Origin of the sequence: Microbacterium horticulturae (assembly GCF_029094505.1) — a bacterium.
Taxonomy (GTDB): Bacteria; Actinomycetota; Actinomycetes; order Actinomycetales; family Microbacteriaceae; genus Microbacterium; species Microbacterium horticulturae.
Genome location: NZ_CP119108.1, coordinates 799,936 through 815,493 on the forward strand (window position 1 = coordinate 799,936; position 15,558 = coordinate 815,493).

Genomic DNA, 15,558 nt, shown 5'->3' on the forward strand with positions numbered 1-15,558 from the left:
ACCGTAGGACAGCTCCCCTGCGGTTCTTCGCGCATCGGCTTGTCTCTGCTGCGGCCTACTCGTGCAGGCTCGAGAGCTCGGACTCGCTTGATACGCACTGGCCGCGCTACGACGCCGGTGTGCAGCGCACCTCGGTTGAAACTCATGGGCACGAGTCGGGCGACCGCGGCAGCCGCCCCGTCGCAGCAGGTTTCGCGGCGTGAACGGCTCTTCAAGCGACATTATCCCCGAGCTAAAATGAGTGTTTCCTCCTTCAAGTGTCGTAGATAAGTGCTAATCTAGATGTATGGATGAAGAGGCGGTGTTCCCGGAGGAACCGGTCGAGCGTGCCGATGACCTCTTCGTGTTGCGGAGCATGTTCGAGTCGGCCGAGGCTGACCAGTATGAGGCGAACCGGGCTGCGGCGCGGCGGGCGGAGCAGCTCGCTGACATCCTCGATTTCGCGGCCTCGAATTGGGGTCTGTATGTGGATCGGCCGATGAAGGCGGGCTCTGCCGGGTCGGTGGAGGAGTGGGCGGAGCGGTGCGCGGCGATCGAGGCCGGGTCGCGGATGTGCCTGTCTGAGACTGAGGTGCATCGTCTGGCGGGCGCGGCCCGGGCGGGGCGACGGCAGTTGCCGGGCTTGTGGCATCTGGTCCACGAGGGGTTTGCCACCCCCAGGCATGTGGAAGCCGCCGCAGGCCACCTGTCGGGCATCGCCGGCAATCGTGAGTTGCTCGCCCGGTACGACCAGGCGCTGGCTGAGCTGGCGGTGACGGTGAGTATCGGGGTGTTCCGACGCAAGGCGAAAGAGATCGCACACCTGCTCACAGGGGCGACCGCCGCGCAGAAGCATGCGCAGGCGCTGACCGCCCGCAAGGTCGTGGTCACCGATCTCGCCGATGACATGTCGTGGTTGTCGATCCTGATGCCCACCCGGCGGGCGCGGGCGGTCTTCCGCCGGGCGACCTCGAGTGCGAAGCACCTCGCCAAGAACAAGCGCGAAGACCGCACCCGCCACCAGTTGCGTGCTGACCTGTGTGCGGACTGGCTGGAGGGCAAGAACACCGACCAGGCGGTGGTCACGAAGGTGTTCGTCACCATCCCCCTGGACCGGCTCGCACCCGGCGCCCGGGCATCGGTACGCGACCACGTCCCCGGCCGGAAAGGGCTGAACCTGAACCGGGAAGCCCTGATCCCCGGTGAGGGCCCCATCGATGACGCGACCGCCCGGCAGATCCTCCTGGACGAGGGCGCGTTCACCCGGGTGGTTACTGACCCGGTCACCGGGGTGATCCTGGACATGGACCGCCGTTCCCGCAGGGCGACGCCCGCGCAACGGGCCTGGCTGGCGTTATGGCACGGCACGTGTGTGCGAGATGGATGCGACCGGCTCGCCCTCGATGCCGACATCGACCACTGGTGCCAGTACCACGGGCCCAGCCGAGGCCCCACGAACATCGCGAACCTCGAACCGGAGTGCGACCCTGACCATTCGATCAAAGACGTCACCAAGATCAAACATCGACGCCGAGCAGACCAGAGCATTCAACTCGAGTTCCCCACCGGACACCGCACCAGACCCACCCCCGAACTACCCGACGACCCACCATTCTGAGCGGCGCCCACGCGGTTCACTCGTGCGCGGCGACTGCCGTCATGATGTTCATTCCGCCGTCATCCCATCAATGCCGAACAGTCGCTGCGCGTTGCCGTGGGCGAACAGGCCGCGGTCTTCGTCGGTCTCGAACGCGCTGAAGAACTTCTCGATCTCGCCTTGGCCTGGTCGTTGGAAGGGGTAGTCGGTCGAAAACATCAGCCGGTCCGCCTCCGTGGCCGTCTGCACATGACGCAGAAGAGGCACGCTGAGCATCCCCGAGCACGTGATGAACATGTTCGACCGCAGGTACTCCGACATCGGCCGCTGCAGGCCGGCGATGCGCGCGATGCTGGCTATCCGGTCCTCCCAGAAGAGCAGAAGCTCACCCCAGTGCCCGAGGACGATCTGCAGATCAGGATGCCGGTCGAACGTGCCGCGTGCGATGAGCCGGAGCGCCGCGACCGCCGCCTCGATGTGCCAGCCCCAGCCGAACGTGGCCAGCGCGAGCTCGGTCATCGGCTCGAACCCGCCATACGCCGCGTCGCGGATAGCCCGCGACGGAATCTGTGGATGGATGAAGATCGGCCGACCGAGCGCGGCTGCCGCTGCGAACAGCTCATCGTTGCGCGGATCGTCCAGTGGCACGCCGCGAGTCGGCCCGTAGACCATGGCACCCACCGCCCCGAGCGATGCGGCGCGCTCGAGTTCGGCGGCCGCAGCAGCGGGGTCGGACGTCGGCAGCGTCGACATCGTGCGGAAACGATCGGGATGCCGCCGCACGGCCTCGAGCGATCGGTCATTGAGATCGCGGCTGAGCGCGACCGCGTCGGCGGCTGGGAGCGGCCCGGCACCCGGGGGTGCCGCAGACAAGATCTGCAGGTCGATGCCCTGTTCATCCATCATGGCAATGCGCGACTCGTCGAGATCGTGGAGCCTGGCGAGGTTGTCGTCCCTCGTATTGAGGGCGAGGCTGTCGTCCCGGTATTGCTCGGGGAGCGCCTCCAACGCGGCCGTCAGTCCTGGCGTCGTCCAGTGTTCTTCTACAGCGATGACCCTCATGTGTTGCCTCCCGCCACCATTGTGATCCCGATCGGTTAAGCTATCGTTTCTCGATAGGTCCAGATTGAGAAACGATAGGTGCAATCATCATGCGCGATGCCGCCGTCCTGCTCACCAGAGTCTTCATCGTTCTGCTGTTCGCCGCGCTCCTGGTCGGGCAAGTCTGGGTTGTTCCGTCGATCGCGGGGGATACGGCATCCACCGCGCCTGAATTCGCAGGCCTCAGGGTGCCCGGAATCGTGCTGACCGTGCTGCTGCTGGTGTGTGTGCAGGTCGTGCTCGTATGTGTCTGGCGGCTACTGTCGCTGGTCGACCGCGATGAGATCTTCCAGCCGCGTGCGTTCGGCTGGGTGAACACCATCGTCATCGCCGTGCTGGCCGCGGTCGTGCTGGTCATCGTGGGCATGGTCCTCATCGATCGCGCGCAGGCGGGCACACCGCTCGTGCTGATCGGGGGCGTGCTGGCGATCATCGTCGGGCTTGGCATCGCCCTCGTCGTCGTCGTACTCAAAGAGCTGCTGCGCCAGGCCGTGCAGCTCGAGCAGGACCTGTCGGAGGTCGTGTGATGCCCATCATCATCGACCTCGACGTGCAGCTCGCCCGCAAGAAGATGGGCGTGAACGAGCTCGCCCTCGCCATCGGCATCACGCCGGCCAACGTGTCGGTGCTCAAGAACGGTCGTGCCAAGGCCGTGCGGTTCACGACGCTCGACGCCATCTGCCGTGTGCTGGAGTGCCAACCGGGCGACATCCTGCGCTGGGAGCCCGACGCGTGAGGATCGTCGCCCGCGTCGCCGCGGTGCTCGGGTACGTCACCGTCGTCTGCGTGCTCCTCGCGTGGCTCTTCTGGACGCTGCTCGTGGTCTGGGGCCGCACCGACACGACGTACGTCGCCGACGAACCAGAAGCCTGGCAGCGCCGGCTCGCCGGCGCAGGCATCGCCGTCGGGCGGGTCTCCCTCATCGCGGGCGTGGTCCTCGTTGCAGCCGTCGTGCTCGCCGTCGTGGCCGCGCGCCGTGACCGTGAGGGATGGATGTCGCTCGGCATCGTGATCGGATTGTTCAGCCTGGTTGTCCTGCTCAACGCGGGACTCACCTGGGCCTCCTTCGTGTCGAGGGTGAACGCCGCGCTCGCATCTTTTCAGGAGTACGGCACGAGCACTCCACCGCGGTTCGAGCCGCCGACACGCCACGACGCACGCGTCGAGATCGATCGGATGGTCAGAGAATCGCTCGACGCCGTCGTCGATCCGTGGGATGCCGAAGGCCACCGCCTCGCTATCGGCGATGTCCCCGTCACCTCCTCGCCCTGCCACGCCGACAGGTATTTCGGAGACGTCACACAGTACGCCGACCTGGCGCTGCGCACCGCCGACCCGAACGCGGCATCCGATATCCTCGCCGCCTGGGATGAGGCCGGCTACGACGACGATCGCGATGGGCAGGATGCCGTCCGGTACAGCGACCTGCTCCCGATCAAGCGGATGACACTGCACGATACGACCGCCACCGACGGGTTCGTTCGGCTGCACATCGAGAGCCAGTGCTCGAAAGACGAGGACTGACGTCGTGAGCGCGCGCTACAGTCGCGATCATGGTGTCTGCGAAAGAACTGCTCGAGGGACCTCGCGGTCGCGGACTGTGCCTCCACCTCGCGACGAGCCTTGATGAGGAGGTCATGTCGGCGGTCTTCGACCTCGGGTACCAGTTCGATCCGGATGCGGGAACCTCTCGTGTCCGCATGACGTTCGCCGGGGACGACCCCGACGGCGCACCGCGACCCGCCCCACACACGATCGGCGACCTCACTCGCCTGCTCGCCGCGCCGGACCTGAACGGCATCACACCCGACCTGCTCGACGAAGCCCTCGCCCGCTCGGTCGATGACGCACGCTACTGGCAGTCACCTCCGGGGGAAGACATCCTCGCCGGCCGCCCCGACATCATCGCCGCACTTGCGCCGCTCGCCGACGCCGTCGCAGAAGCAGCACCCGAATGGTGGAGCGCCGACCGCCGCGTCGAGCAGTGGGCCATTGAGTGGCGCGAGCCGGGCGACCCGGTGTCGCTGAGCACCGACCCGGCGGTCGCGCTCGCGCAATGGCGTGCGAACACCCTCGCCGAAGAGGCGAGCGCCGAGCGCGATCGTCCGCGCGACCCCACGGCGAACTGGTCCGGCACCTGGTGGACCACCCCGCACGGCGTGATCACCACGACCGGCGACACAGACACCAACACAGCCCAGCCCGTCGGCCTGCGCCACGTCGAAGACGGCTTCGGGTGGGAGCAGGCCACAGCGATTCCCATCCGCGGCGCGGGTCGCACCTATGAGATCCACGACGCTGAGGCGTGGGCGCAGCTGTGCCGACGGCATCCCCTCGACGTCTCGGCATCCCGTCGTCACGACTGGTTCCGCACGACCGGTCGCGACGGCCGCTGGTTCATGCCCGATTGGCAGAGCGTGGCGACGGAATGGGATGCCGTGCACCTCAGCGCCCGCGGATACCTGCGTGCCGCGACCCGCGCGATCTCCGTCGACGACGACCACGCCACAGTGATCGCCGGCTTCAGCCCCGACCTCACGATCTGGCTCACCGATCGCGCGCGCGAGTGGGAAGGCGGTCGCGTCGAATGGCGGTGCGACGAACCGCACAGCAGCGACAACGTCTGGAGACGGGCATGAGCGGCCACGAGAACGAACCGCACGAACCAGGGCTCGCGCAGCGGCTGAACTGGCTGCGCGCCGGCGTGCTCGGGGCGAACGACGGCATCGTCTCGACGGCGGCGGTCGCGGTCGGAGTGGCAGGGGCGACGGAAGCCGTGGGTCCGGTGTTCCTCGCGGGAGCGGCCGCCCTCGTCGGCGGAGCCATCTCGATGGCCCTCGGCGAGTACGTCTCGGTCTCGAGTCAACGCGACAGCGAGCGCGCCCTCATCGCCAAGGAGCGCGCCGAGCTCGCCGACGACCCCGATGCCGAGTTCGAAGAGCTCGTCGGGCTGTACGAGCAGGAGGGGCTCAGCCGCGAGACCGCGCGCACCGTGGCGACCGAGCTCACCGAGAAGAACGCGCTGAAGGCACACCTGTCGATGGAGCTGAACATCGACCAAGACGACGTCGTGAGCCCGTGGGCCGCCGCCGGTGCCTCGGCGATCTCGTTCACGATCGGCGCGTTGCTGCCGCTGCTGACGATCCTGCTGACCCCGCCCGCCGTGCGCGTCGCGTGGACGTTCGTCGCCGTGCTGATCGCGCTCGCCGTCACCGGATACATCGCCGCGTGGATAGGTGGCGCCGTGCGCTGGCGCTCGATGACCCGCACCGTGCTCGGGGGAGCGCTGGCACTGGCCGCGACGTTCGCTGTGGGAACGCTGTTCGGCACGTCGGTCGGTTGACACCGGGCTTAACCTGAGATCGGGGACAGGTTCATGGGCTCACGCAGACGATCGCAGGTACAGCATCGGAGTGGAGTCCGCTCTGTTCTGCGCGCGGTCGGGGTGGCCATGGCATCCACTCTCGGTCTCGCCGTCGCCGTCATGGCGCTGACCACCGCTGAAGGGCTCATGGTGCGCGAGCGGCTCGCTCCGACCCGCATGGGGCCGATCCGGCCCCGCGGCGGACGCTACGGCGCGCATCACCCGGGGCCGCCGATGAAGCTCGGGATGCTGGGCGACTCGCTTGCCGTGGGGTACGGCGCCGACCATCCCGACGAGACGCCCGGGAGCCTGCTCGCGATGGGACTGGCCGACGCGGCCGACCGGCAGGTGGAGCTGACGAACGTCGCGGTGGTGGGCGCCGAGTCGACCGCACTGGTGGCGCAGCTCGCAGAGCTGCTCGAAGATGTGCCCGACCCCGATGTCGTGGTGATCGTGATCGGTGCGAACGACGTCATGCACCTCAAACGCCTCACCGATGCACTGTGGCCGCTGTCTGAGACGGTGCGCGATCTGCGTCGCCGTCATGTGCAGGTTGTGGTGGCCACGTGCCCCGACCTGGGCACGGTGCAGCCGTTCTCGCAGCCGTTGCGATTCTTCGCGCACTGGTCGAGTCGGCTCACCGCGACCGGTCAGGCGATCGTTGCGCTGCGCGCCGGCGGGCGCACTGTCTCGCTGGCCGACACGCTCGGGCCGCTGTTCCGGCGCGACCCCGAGGGGATGTTCTCGATACACGACCACCTGCACCCCTCCGACGCCGGATACCGGGCCGCCGCTGCGGCGATTCTGCCCAGCGTGTGCGCCGCGGCCGGGTATCCGCGACCGCAGGATGCCGTCGTGCCGCATCGTGTCTACCGCAAGGGGAGCAAACACCCGCTGGCTTGGTGGGCTTTCCGCGCATCGCGGCGCGTCGGCGCGCGACTCACGGCTTCGGAGAGCACCGTGGAGGGCATTCGCACGGCCCGGACTCAGCGAACGCATCCGGAGAGTGGATAAAATCGATCGCTGGCGCGTGTGACGCGCATCCGCGATTCCCGACATCCAGGAGACGACACATGGCCGCCTTGTCAGGTCGCGTCTCCGACGCGTGGACGCGCCCGTCCCCGACCGTCGCCGCCGCTCCTGCCGAAGCCACCGGCGTCGCGCACGCGAAGGTCATTCTGCTCGGTGAGCATGCCGTCGTGCACGGCGCCCCGGCGATAGCACTGCCGGTGCACGGGCTGACGCTGACCGCAACCGTCACGCGCACCGACCGTCCGCTCTGGATCGACTCCGTGCTCTACCGCGGCCCGATCGCAAGCGCCCCCGAGCTGCTCGCAGCGCCCCTGACCGCGATCACCGAGACGCTGCGCCACGTCGGCGCACCCGCGACCGGGCTCGCGGTGCGCATCGACGGAGAGATCCCCGCCGAGCGGGGACTCGGCTCGAGCGCCGCCGTCGCAGCCGCCATCGCCACCGCGGTCGCGCGCAGTCACGGTGTCGAGCTCGACGATGCCGCACGGTTCGACCTCACCCAGGCGGCCGAACGCGTCGCCCATGGTCGCCCGAGCGGCCTCGACGCGCGCTCGGTGGTGTCCGAGACGCCGGTCTGGTTCCAGGCCGGCACGGCGCGCGCACTGCCCAGCGCGCTGGGCGGCGTGTTCGTCATCGCCGACACCGGATTGCACGGGCGCACGCGCGAGGCCGTCGGCGACGTCGCAGCCCTCAGAACAGCCGAGCCCGACCGGGTCGCCGGCATCCTGACCCGCATCCGGGAGCACACCGAGGCCGCCGTGACCGATCTCGCCGCCGACGACCGTGCGTCCCTGGGCGCCCGCATGAGCGACACACACGCCCTGCTGCGCGAGCTGACCGTCAGCAACGCTCAGCTCGACCGGCTCGTCGCCTCGGCGACCGCGGCCGGGGCGCTCGGTGCCAAGCTGACCGGCGGTGGACGTGGCGGCTGCGTACTCGCACTCGCCGACACCGACGAGATAGCCGCGCAGGTGGCGGCCGCGATGCGTGCGAACGGAGCAGAGCGCACGTGGATGCTGCACCCCGAGGACATCGCCGCATGACCAGCACCGCCGTCGCCCACCCCAACATCGCCCTCGTGAAGTACTGGGGAAAGCGCGACGACGCACTGATCCTTCCCGACACCGGCAGCCTGTCCCTGACGCTCGATGTGTTTCCGACCACGACGAGCGTCACGGTCGATGATGCGCTGACCGCCGACGAGATGGTGTTCGACGGTGCCGTCGCCACCGGGTCGCCCGCCGCCCGGATCACGACCTTCCTCGACCTCGTGCGTGCACAGGCCGGCAGGAGCGCGCGTGCCCGCGTCGACACCCGCAACTCGGTGCCCACCGGCGCGGGCCTTGCCTCCAGCGCCTCCGGCTTCGCCGCGCTCGCCGTCGCCGCCGCCGATGCGTACGGGCTCGACCTCGCCGAGAAGGACCTGAGCCGGCTCGCCCGCCGCGGATCGGGTTCGGCCTGCCGCTCGATCATCGGCGGCACCGCGATCTGGCACGCAGGCCTCGATGACGCCACCTCCTACGCCGAGCACGTCTCAGGTCCCGACCTGGGCATGGTGATAGCGGTGGTGGATGCCACGGCCAAGGCCGTCTCCAGCCGCGAGGCCATGCAGCGCACGAAGAGCACCTCGCCGTATGCGAGCGGATGGGTGCACGCCGCCGAGGCGGACCTCCTGCTCATGCAGCAGGCGTTCGCCGCCGACGACGTCAGCACGATCGGCGCGGTCACCGAGTCCAACGCCCTGCGCATGCACGCGGCGATCATGGGCTGCCGCCCGCCGATCCGCTACCTCGCCCCCCAGTCCATCGCGTTGTTCGACGCGGCCGAGCGGCTGCGCCGGACGGGGCTCGAGGCCTACGCGACCGCCGATGCCGGCCCGAACGTCGTCTTCGTGTGCCGCGCCGCCGACGTCGACGCCGTGCGCGACGCCCTCATCGCCGACGAGGCCGCGGGCATGCCCGCCGACCGGCTCATCGCAGCCCACGCCGGCCCCGGCGCGCACCTCATCGAGGCCGTGGCATGATCCGCGCCCAGGCGCCCGGCAAGCTCTTCATCGCCGGCGAGTACGCCGTCGTCGAGCCGGGTGAGCCCTCGGTCCTGGTCGCCGTCGACCGGCACATCACGGTCGAGGTCGAGCCCGCCGAGCTGCACGGCAGCATCTCGTCCGACCAGTACGGCCGCGCCCCGCTGCTGTGGACCCGTGACGACGGCGTCGTCGTGCTCGATCAGGACCACGCGCCCTACGATTACGTGCTGTCGGCGATCGGCACCGTCGATCAGCTCGCCGCCGAGCGTGGCATCCCCCCGCTCTTCTGCGACATTCGCATCACGAGCGAGCTCGACGACGTGTCGGGTCGCAAATTCGGTCTCGGCTCGTCGGCCGCCGTCACGGTCGCCACCGTGCGCGCGCTCGACCGGCTGTACGGACTCGAGCTGACCCCGCTGCAGCTGTTCAAGGTCGCCCTCATCGCGACCGTGCGTGTCTCGCCGAAGGCGTCGGGTGGGGATGTCGCGGCCAGCGCCTTCGGCGGATGGATCGCTTACAGCGCCCCCGACCGCGCCCGCCTGCGCGGCGCCGCCGACGCCGCGGGGGTCCACGTGCTGCTCGAGCGCGAATGGCCAGGGCTGTCGGTGCGCCGCCTGCCCGCGCCCGAGGGGCTGCGACTGCTCGTCGGCTGGACGGGCCAGCCTGCCTCGACCGAGCGCCTGGTCGGCAGCGTGCAGCACCGCAAGCCCGCCGGTGAGAGTCGGTACCGCGAGTTCGTCGCCGACAGCCGTGCGGCCGTCGGGCAGCTGATCGACGCGCTGGAGAGACAGGATGCCGCCGCCACCCTGCTCGCGATCCGTCTCGCCCGCACGGCGCTCGGCGATCTCGCCCGGCATGCGGGCCTGCAGATCGAGACGCCCGCGCTGACCGCTCTGTGCGACATCGCGACGTCGGCAGGCGCCGCGGCGAAATCGTCCGGCGCGGGCGGCGGCGACTGCGGCATCGTACTCGCCCCGTCTTCAGCCGATGTGCACCGGATGCTGACAGAGTGGGAGCGCAACGACATCCGCCACCTCGACCTGAAGGTGCAGGAGGCGCAGGGGGCCATCGATGAGCACGAGCGCAGCGAACAATGAGCAGTGAACGTAAAGACCAGCATGTGGATCTTGCGGACGCGCAGCAGCAGACCGCGAGCCCTGCCCGCAACGACTTCGACGACGTCCGCTTCGTGCACCACGCACTCGCGGGCCTCGACCGCGACGCGGTGAGTCTGGCGACGTCGTTCGCCGGCATCGAGTGGCCGGTGCCGCTGTATGTGAACGGGATGACCGGCGGCAGCACCCGCACCGGCGAGATCAACCGGCAGCTGGCCATCGCCGCGCGCGAGACCGGCATCCCGATAGCGACGGGGTCGATGAGCGTCGCCCTGCGCGAGCCCGACATGGTGGGCACCTTCCGCGTCATGCGCGATGAGAACCCCGACGGGTACGTGTGCGTGAACCTCAGCGCCGACGCGACGCCCGACGACGCCGCGCGCGTCGTCGACCTGCTCGAGGCCGACGCCCTTCAGGTGCACCTGAATGCCGTCCAAGAGACCGTCATGCCCGAGGGCAGCCGGGGCTTCTCGGCCTGGCCCGACAACATCGCCGCGATCGTCGACCGGCTCGATGTGCCGGTGATCGTCAAAGAGGTCGGGTTCGGGCTCAGCCGCCCCACGCTCGAGCGTCTCGCCGATCTCGGCGTCGCCGTCGCCGACGTCAGCGGTGCGGGTGGCACCGACTTCGCACGCATCGAGAACGCTCGCCGCGCCGAGAACGACTACGCGTTCATGGCCGGGTGGGGGCAGTCGGCCGTGTGCTGCCTGCTGGATGCGGTGGATGCCGCGCCCGGCGACGTTCCGGCGCTGGTGGCCTCGGGCGGCGTGCGCACCCCGCTCGACGTCGTGCGCGCGCTGGCGCTGGGCGCGCGCGCCGTCGGCGTGTCCGGAGTGTTCCTGCACGCCGTGCTGAACGGGGGAGAAGAAGCGCTCATCGCCCGGATTCGCGCGTGGCTCGAGCAGATCGCACAACTGCAGGCGCTGCTCGGGGCATCCACTCCCACCGCCCTCGTGCACACCGATGTGCTGCTGCGCGGCGGCGTGCGCGAGTTCTGCGAGCTGCGCGGTGTCGACGCGGCCGCCTTCAGCCGGCGCAGCGAGCGCCACACAGGGAGTTCAGATGAGGAATGACCCGATCGGCGCGGCGCCGATCCCGATGAAGTGGGTCGGCCCGATCTCACTCAGCGGCAACGTCATGACGGGGCTGCAGGAAGTGCCGCTGGCCACGTACGAGACTCCGCTGTGGCCCTCGGTCGGCCGCGGCGCGAAGATCTCGACCCTCACCGAGCGCGGCATCGTCGCGACCCTCATCGACGAGCGGATGGCCCGGTCGGTGCTGTTCGAGGCCGACGATGCGGCCACGGCGCTCGCCGCCGTGCACTACCTCGATGCGCACCGCGACGAGCTGCAGCAGGTCATCTCGGGCGCGAGCCGGTTCGCGACGCTGCTCGACCTGCACCACCAGATCGTCGGCAACCTGCTGTTCCTGCGCTTCGAGCTGTCGACCGGTGACGCATCGGGGCACAACATGGTGACGCTTGCGGCCGACAATCTGATGGACCACATCCTGCGGGTGATCCCGGGGCTGCGCTACGAGTCGATCTCGGGCAACTATTGCTCCGACAAGAAGGCGACGGCCGTCAATGGCATCCTCGGCCGCGGCAAGAACGTCGTGACCGAGCTGCTCATCCCGCGCGAGGTCGTGACCCGTCGCCTGCACACGAGCCCCGAGGCCATCGCGCAGCTGAACGTGCGCAAGAATCTCATCGGTACCATCACCGCCGGCGGCCTGCGCAGCGCCAACGCCCACTACGCGAACATGCTTCTCGGGTTCTACCTGGCGACCGGGCAGGATGCCGCGAACATCGTCGAGGGCTCGCAGGGCATCACCCACGCCGAGGTGCGCGACGGAGACCTGTACTTCTCGTGCACCCTGCCGAACCTCATCGTCGGCACCGTCGGCAACGGCAAAGACCTCGCCTTCGTCGAAGAGAACATAGCGCGGCTGGGCTGCGCCGAAGACCGCGCACCCGGCGAGAACGCCCGGCGCCTGGCCGTGCTGGTAGCCGCCACCGTGCTGTGCGGGGAGCTCTCGCTCATGGCCGCGCAGACGAACCCGGGCGAGCTCATGGCCGCCCACGTGAACATCGAGAGGAAGTCCGCGCGATGACGATCGGCATCAGCGACATCGCCTTCGCCACCGCCCACCAGGTGCTCGACCTGCAGCAGCTGGCAGACGCCCAGGGCATCGACGTCGGCAAGTACTACATCGGCATCGGGCAGAGCGAGATGAGCGTGCCGTTCGCCGATGAAGACATCGTGACGATGGGGGCGGATGCCGCGGCCCAGATCCTTGCGCGGCACGGTGCCGACGGCATCCGGACCCTGCTGTTCGCCACCGAGTCGGGCATCGACCAGTCCAAGTCGGCGGGCGTGTTCGTGCACGGCCTGCTCGGCATGGGCGAGCACTGCCGCGTCGTCGAGCTCAAGCAGGCCTGCTACTCGGCCACCGCAGCTCTGCAGTTCGCACTCGGCATCGTCGCGCGGGACGCGAGCGAGAAGGTGCTGGTGATCGCCAGCGACGTCGCCCGCTACGCGCTCGACACCAGCGGCGAGCCCACCCAGGGCGCCGCCGCCGTCGCGTTCCTCGTGACCGCCGACCCCGCCCTGCTCGAGATCGAGCCGGTCACGGGTCTGCACACCGACGACATCCACGACTTCTGGCGGCCCAACTACCTGTCCACGGCCCTGGTCGACGGCAAGTACTCGCTGGCGGCCTACCTGGGCGCGCTCGAAGGCGCCTGGAACGAGTATCAGTCCCGTGGCGGCGCGGCCTTCGCCGAGATCGCGCGGTTCTGCTATCACCAGCCGTTCACGAAGATGGCGGTCAAGGCGCACGACCGGCTGTGCAAGATCGCCGGCGCCGAGCTCGACAAAGAGCAGCGTCTGGCCCAGATCGCGGCGAGCCTTGAGATGAACCGGCGCACCGGAAACAGCTACACGGCCTCGATCTACGTCGGACTGCTGTCGCTGCTCGAGCGCGACGACGCCGACCTCACGGGTGAGCGCATCGGCTTCTTCAGCTACGGGTCTGGCAGCGTCTCCGAGCTGTTCACGGGCGTGGTGCGGCCCAGGTATCGCGAGCTGCTGCGGACGGTGCAGGATGCCGCGACCCTCGACGAGCGCCGGGTCATCGATCACGCGCGCTACCGTTCGCTGCACGAGGCGGTCGACGCGGTACAGGGCTCGGATTACGAGACGGCCGCTGAGACCCCCGGTCCTTACCGCTTCGCCGGGGTCGTGGACCACGTGCGCCGCTACGAGACCCGCCGCTGACGGAGGCCGTGCATGAGTCGGAAGCTCCCTCGGGTGCCGTTGGCGCGGCATGGGCGACTGCGGTCGCCGCGCCCGCTCGCGCAGATCGCGACGTTCCTTGCCGCGCTGGTCGCGGTGGTCGTGGTGGGCGTCGGGGGCACGGCCGTGTTCGCGACGTGGAGCGCGACCGATCTGGTGCAGCAGAAGGCGATCACGCTCGAATCGAGCAAGCCCCTGCCACCGTCGATCGGTGAGATCGAGGGCGGGGTGAACCTGCTGCTGGTGGGCACGGACTCGTGCGAGGGGCAGGATGTGAAGATCTTCCCCCGGTGCGCGCACGACGACGGGGGCGAGCGCAACGACGTGACGATGCTCGTGCACATCGGCGATGACCCGCGGCGGGTCACGGTGGTCTCCTTCCCCCGCGACATGATCGTGCCGATCCCGTCGTGCCCGTCCTCGAACGGGAGCCGGTACCAGGCGATGAGCGCGCAGATGCTGAACTCGTCGTACGAGTACGGGGGACTGGCGTGCACGGCGCTGACGGTCGAGAACCTGAGCGGGGTCGACATCCAGTTCGCCGCCGCGATCCGGTGGACCGGAGTCATCAACATGTCGGATGCCATCGGCGGGGTGAAGGTGTGCGTGGCCGGCGACATCAACGACTCCAACACGGGTCTGCATCTGAAGGCCGGTGAGCACACGCTCAAGGGCACCAAGGCGCTGCAGTTCCTGCGCATCCGACACGGGATCGGCGACGGGTCGGACCTGGGCCGCATCTCCAACCAGCAGCAGTTCATGTCGTCTCTGGTGCGCAAGCTGCAGTCCGGCGGCGTGCTCGGCGACCCGACGAAGCTGTTCGCGCTGGCCACGACCGCGCTGCAGCAGGTCAGCAACGGTCAGCTGGTGCTCGATGAGAACCTGGCCAACCCGACCCGGATGGTCCAGATCGCGATGGCGGTGAAGTCGGTGCCCTACAAAGACATCGTCTTCGTCCAGTACCCGACGGGCACCGATCCGGCCGATGAGTCGCGGGTGCTGCCGATCACCAGCGCCGCCGACACCCTCTTCGCCGCGCTCAAGGCCAACAAGGCACTGAATCTGACCGGCAAGGCCAGCCCCGTCAACGGCGTCGACGTGACCGGGACGGCCGAGGCGTCGCCCGGGCCGAGCGCGAGCCCGTCCGATGACGCGGTCGACCTGCCCAGCAGCATCACCGGCAGCACCGCCGCCGAGGTCACCTGCACTCAGCCGCAGCACTGAGAGCGGTAGATTCGACACGATGACCCCGCACCGCCTGACGGCCCGATCCACCCTGCTGTTCCTCGCGATCGGGCTGGCCGCGGGCCTGCTCTCCGGCCTGTTCGGCGTCGGCGGCGGCACGGTGATAGTGCCGCTGCTGACGCTGCTCGCGCACTTCGACCAGCGGCGCGCCGCCGGCACCTCGCTGGCCGCCATCGTTCCCACGGCGGCGGTCGGCGTCATCTCATACGCCGTGAACGGCGCCGTCGCCTGGGTCCCGGCCCTGATCCTCGCCGCCGCGGCCGTCGTCGGTGCGCAGTTGGGCACCTGGCTGCTCGCGCGCCTTCCGGTCCTCGCGCTGCGCTGGGCGTTCATCGCGTTCCTGGGCGTGGTGGTCGTCGCGCTGTTCTTCGTCGTCCCCTCGCGCGAGGCGCACGTCGATCTCACGGTGCTGTCGGTCGCCGGGCTCATTGCGACCGGCCTGGTCACCGGCATCCTGTCGGGTCTTCTCGGCGTGGGCGGGGGCATCATCGTCGTCCCGGCGCTCATCCTGGGGTTCGGCGCGAGCGACCTCGTCGCCAAGGGCACCTCGCTGCTGATGATGATCCCGACCGCTATATCGGGAACGGTGGGCAACATCCGCCGGGGCAATGTCGATCTGTCCGCGGCGGCGCTCGTCGGTGTCGCAGCCTGTACGACGACGGCAGCCGGCGCGTGGATAGCGAGTCTGCTCGACCCGTTCGCCGCCAACCTGCTGTTCGCGGCGTTCGTCGTGTTCATCGCGGTGCAGATGGCCGTGCGCACGCTGCGCGCCCAGCGCGCGCGGCGGGCCTCGGTAGACTGAT

At 69.3% G+C, this 15,558-nt stretch carries 16 protein-coding genes; 15 read left to right on the forward strand and 1 reads right to left on the reverse strand.

Features of this window, described 5'->3' with window-relative positions:
* Positions 1 to 286: 286 nt before the first annotated feature.
* Entirely contained in the window at positions 287 to 1,597 is a 1,311-nt protein-coding gene (locus tag PU630_RS03675; protein ID WP_275279000.1) for a hypothetical protein, read from the forward strand.
* A gap of 48 nt (positions 1,598 to 1,645) precedes the next feature.
* Here the strand turns inward: PU630_RS03675 and PU630_RS03680 are convergent, their stop codons facing one another.
* Positions 1,646 to 2,722 (reverse strand): amidohydrolase family protein, encoded by a 1,077-nt coding sequence (locus tag PU630_RS03680; RefSeq protein ID WP_275279001.1) that lies wholly within the window; start codon positions 2,720 to 2,722, stop codon positions 1,646 to 1,648.
* A 5-nt stretch (positions 2,723 to 2,727) separates the two neighbouring features.
* Between PU630_RS03680 and PU630_RS03685 the strand changes: the two genes are divergently transcribed.
* From PU630_RS03685 to PU630_RS03750, 14 genes are all read left to right on the forward strand, one after another.
* Positions 2,728 to 3,204 (forward strand): DUF2975 domain-containing protein, encoded by a 477-nt coding sequence (locus PU630_RS03685; RefSeq protein ID WP_275279002.1) that lies wholly within the window; start codon positions 2,728 to 2,730, stop codon positions 3,202 to 3,204.
* Positions 3,204 to 3,413 (forward strand): helix-turn-helix domain-containing protein, encoded by a 210-nt coding sequence (locus tag PU630_RS03690; protein WP_275279003.1) that lies wholly within the window; start codon positions 3,204 to 3,206, stop codon positions 3,411 to 3,413. Before PU630_RS03685 ends, PU630_RS03690 begins: the two co-directional genes overlap by 1 nt.
* Positions 3,410 to 4,201: a hypothetical protein gene (locus PU630_RS03695; protein WP_275279004.1), complete on the forward strand. Its 792-nt coding sequence runs from the start codon at positions 3,410 to 3,412 to the stop codon at positions 4,199 to 4,201. The genes PU630_RS03690 and PU630_RS03695 overlap by 4 nt, the downstream gene beginning before the upstream one ends.
* 29 nt (positions 4,202 to 4,230) lie before the next feature.
* Positions 4,231 to 5,316 carry a hypothetical protein gene (locus PU630_RS03700; protein WP_275279005.1) on the forward strand — a complete coding sequence of 362 codons (1,086 nt, stop codon included), beginning with the start codon at positions 4,231 to 4,233 and terminating at the stop codon, positions 5,314 to 5,316.
* Positions 5,313 to 6,020, forward strand: a complete 708-nt coding sequence (locus tag PU630_RS03705) for a VIT1/CCC1 transporter family protein (protein ID WP_275279006.1) — start codon at positions 5,313 to 5,315, stop codon at positions 6,018 to 6,020. Before PU630_RS03700 ends, PU630_RS03705 begins: the two co-directional genes overlap by 4 nt.
* A 108-nt stretch (positions 6,021 to 6,128) precedes the next feature.
* Positions 6,129 to 7,055 (forward strand): SGNH/GDSL hydrolase family protein, encoded by a 927-nt coding sequence (locus tag PU630_RS03710; protein ID WP_275279007.1) that lies wholly within the window; start codon positions 6,129 to 6,131, stop codon positions 7,053 to 7,055.
* Between the two features lie 59 nt (positions 7,056 to 7,114).
* On the forward strand, positions 7,115 to 8,116 hold the full coding sequence (gene mvk / locus PU630_RS03715; protein ID WP_275279008.1) for a mevalonate kinase: 1,002 nt from the start codon (positions 7,115 to 7,117) through the stop codon (positions 8,114 to 8,116).
* Positions 8,113 to 9,096 carry a diphosphomevalonate decarboxylase gene (mvaD, locus tag PU630_RS03720; RefSeq protein ID WP_275279009.1) on the forward strand — a complete coding sequence of 328 codons (984 nt, stop codon included), beginning with the start codon at positions 8,113 to 8,115 and terminating at the stop codon, positions 9,094 to 9,096. Before mvk ends, mvaD begins: the two co-directional genes overlap by 4 nt.
* Positions 9,093 to 10,196: a phosphomevalonate kinase gene (locus tag PU630_RS03725; RefSeq protein WP_275279010.1), complete on the forward strand. Its 1,104-nt coding sequence runs from the start codon at positions 9,093 to 9,095 to the stop codon at positions 10,194 to 10,196. The genes mvaD and PU630_RS03725 overlap by 4 nt, the downstream gene beginning before the upstream one ends.
* Positions 10,193 to 11,287: a type 2 isopentenyl-diphosphate Delta-isomerase gene (fni, locus tag PU630_RS03730; RefSeq protein WP_275279011.1), complete on the forward strand. Its 1,095-nt coding sequence runs from the start codon at positions 10,193 to 10,195 to the stop codon at positions 11,285 to 11,287. The genes PU630_RS03725 and fni overlap by 4 nt, the downstream gene beginning before the upstream one ends.
* Positions 11,277 to 12,326, forward strand: coding sequence for a hydroxymethylglutaryl-CoA reductase (locus tag PU630_RS03735; RefSeq protein WP_275279012.1), 1,050 nt, complete (start codon positions 11,277 to 11,279; stop codon positions 12,324 to 12,326). The genes fni and PU630_RS03735 overlap by 11 nt, the downstream gene beginning before the upstream one ends.
* Positions 12,323 to 13,492: a hydroxymethylglutaryl-CoA synthase gene (locus tag PU630_RS03740; protein ID WP_275279013.1), complete on the forward strand. Its 1,170-nt coding sequence runs from the start codon at positions 12,323 to 12,325 to the stop codon at positions 13,490 to 13,492. The genes PU630_RS03735 and PU630_RS03740 overlap by 4 nt, the downstream gene beginning before the upstream one ends.
* Before the next feature lie 12 nt (positions 13,493 to 13,504).
* Positions 13,505 to 14,734, forward strand: coding sequence for an LCP family protein (locus PU630_RS03745; protein ID WP_275279014.1), 1,230 nt, complete (start codon positions 13,505 to 13,507; stop codon positions 14,732 to 14,734).
* Between the two features lie 19 nt (positions 14,735 to 14,753).
* The gene (locus PU630_RS03750) at positions 14,754 to 15,557 is read left to right on the forward strand and encodes a sulfite exporter TauE/SafE family protein (RefSeq protein WP_275279015.1); all 804 of its coding nucleotides are present in this window, start codon (positions 14,754 to 14,756) and stop codon (positions 15,555 to 15,557) included.
* The last annotated feature ends 1 nt before the right edge of the window (position 15,558 follow it).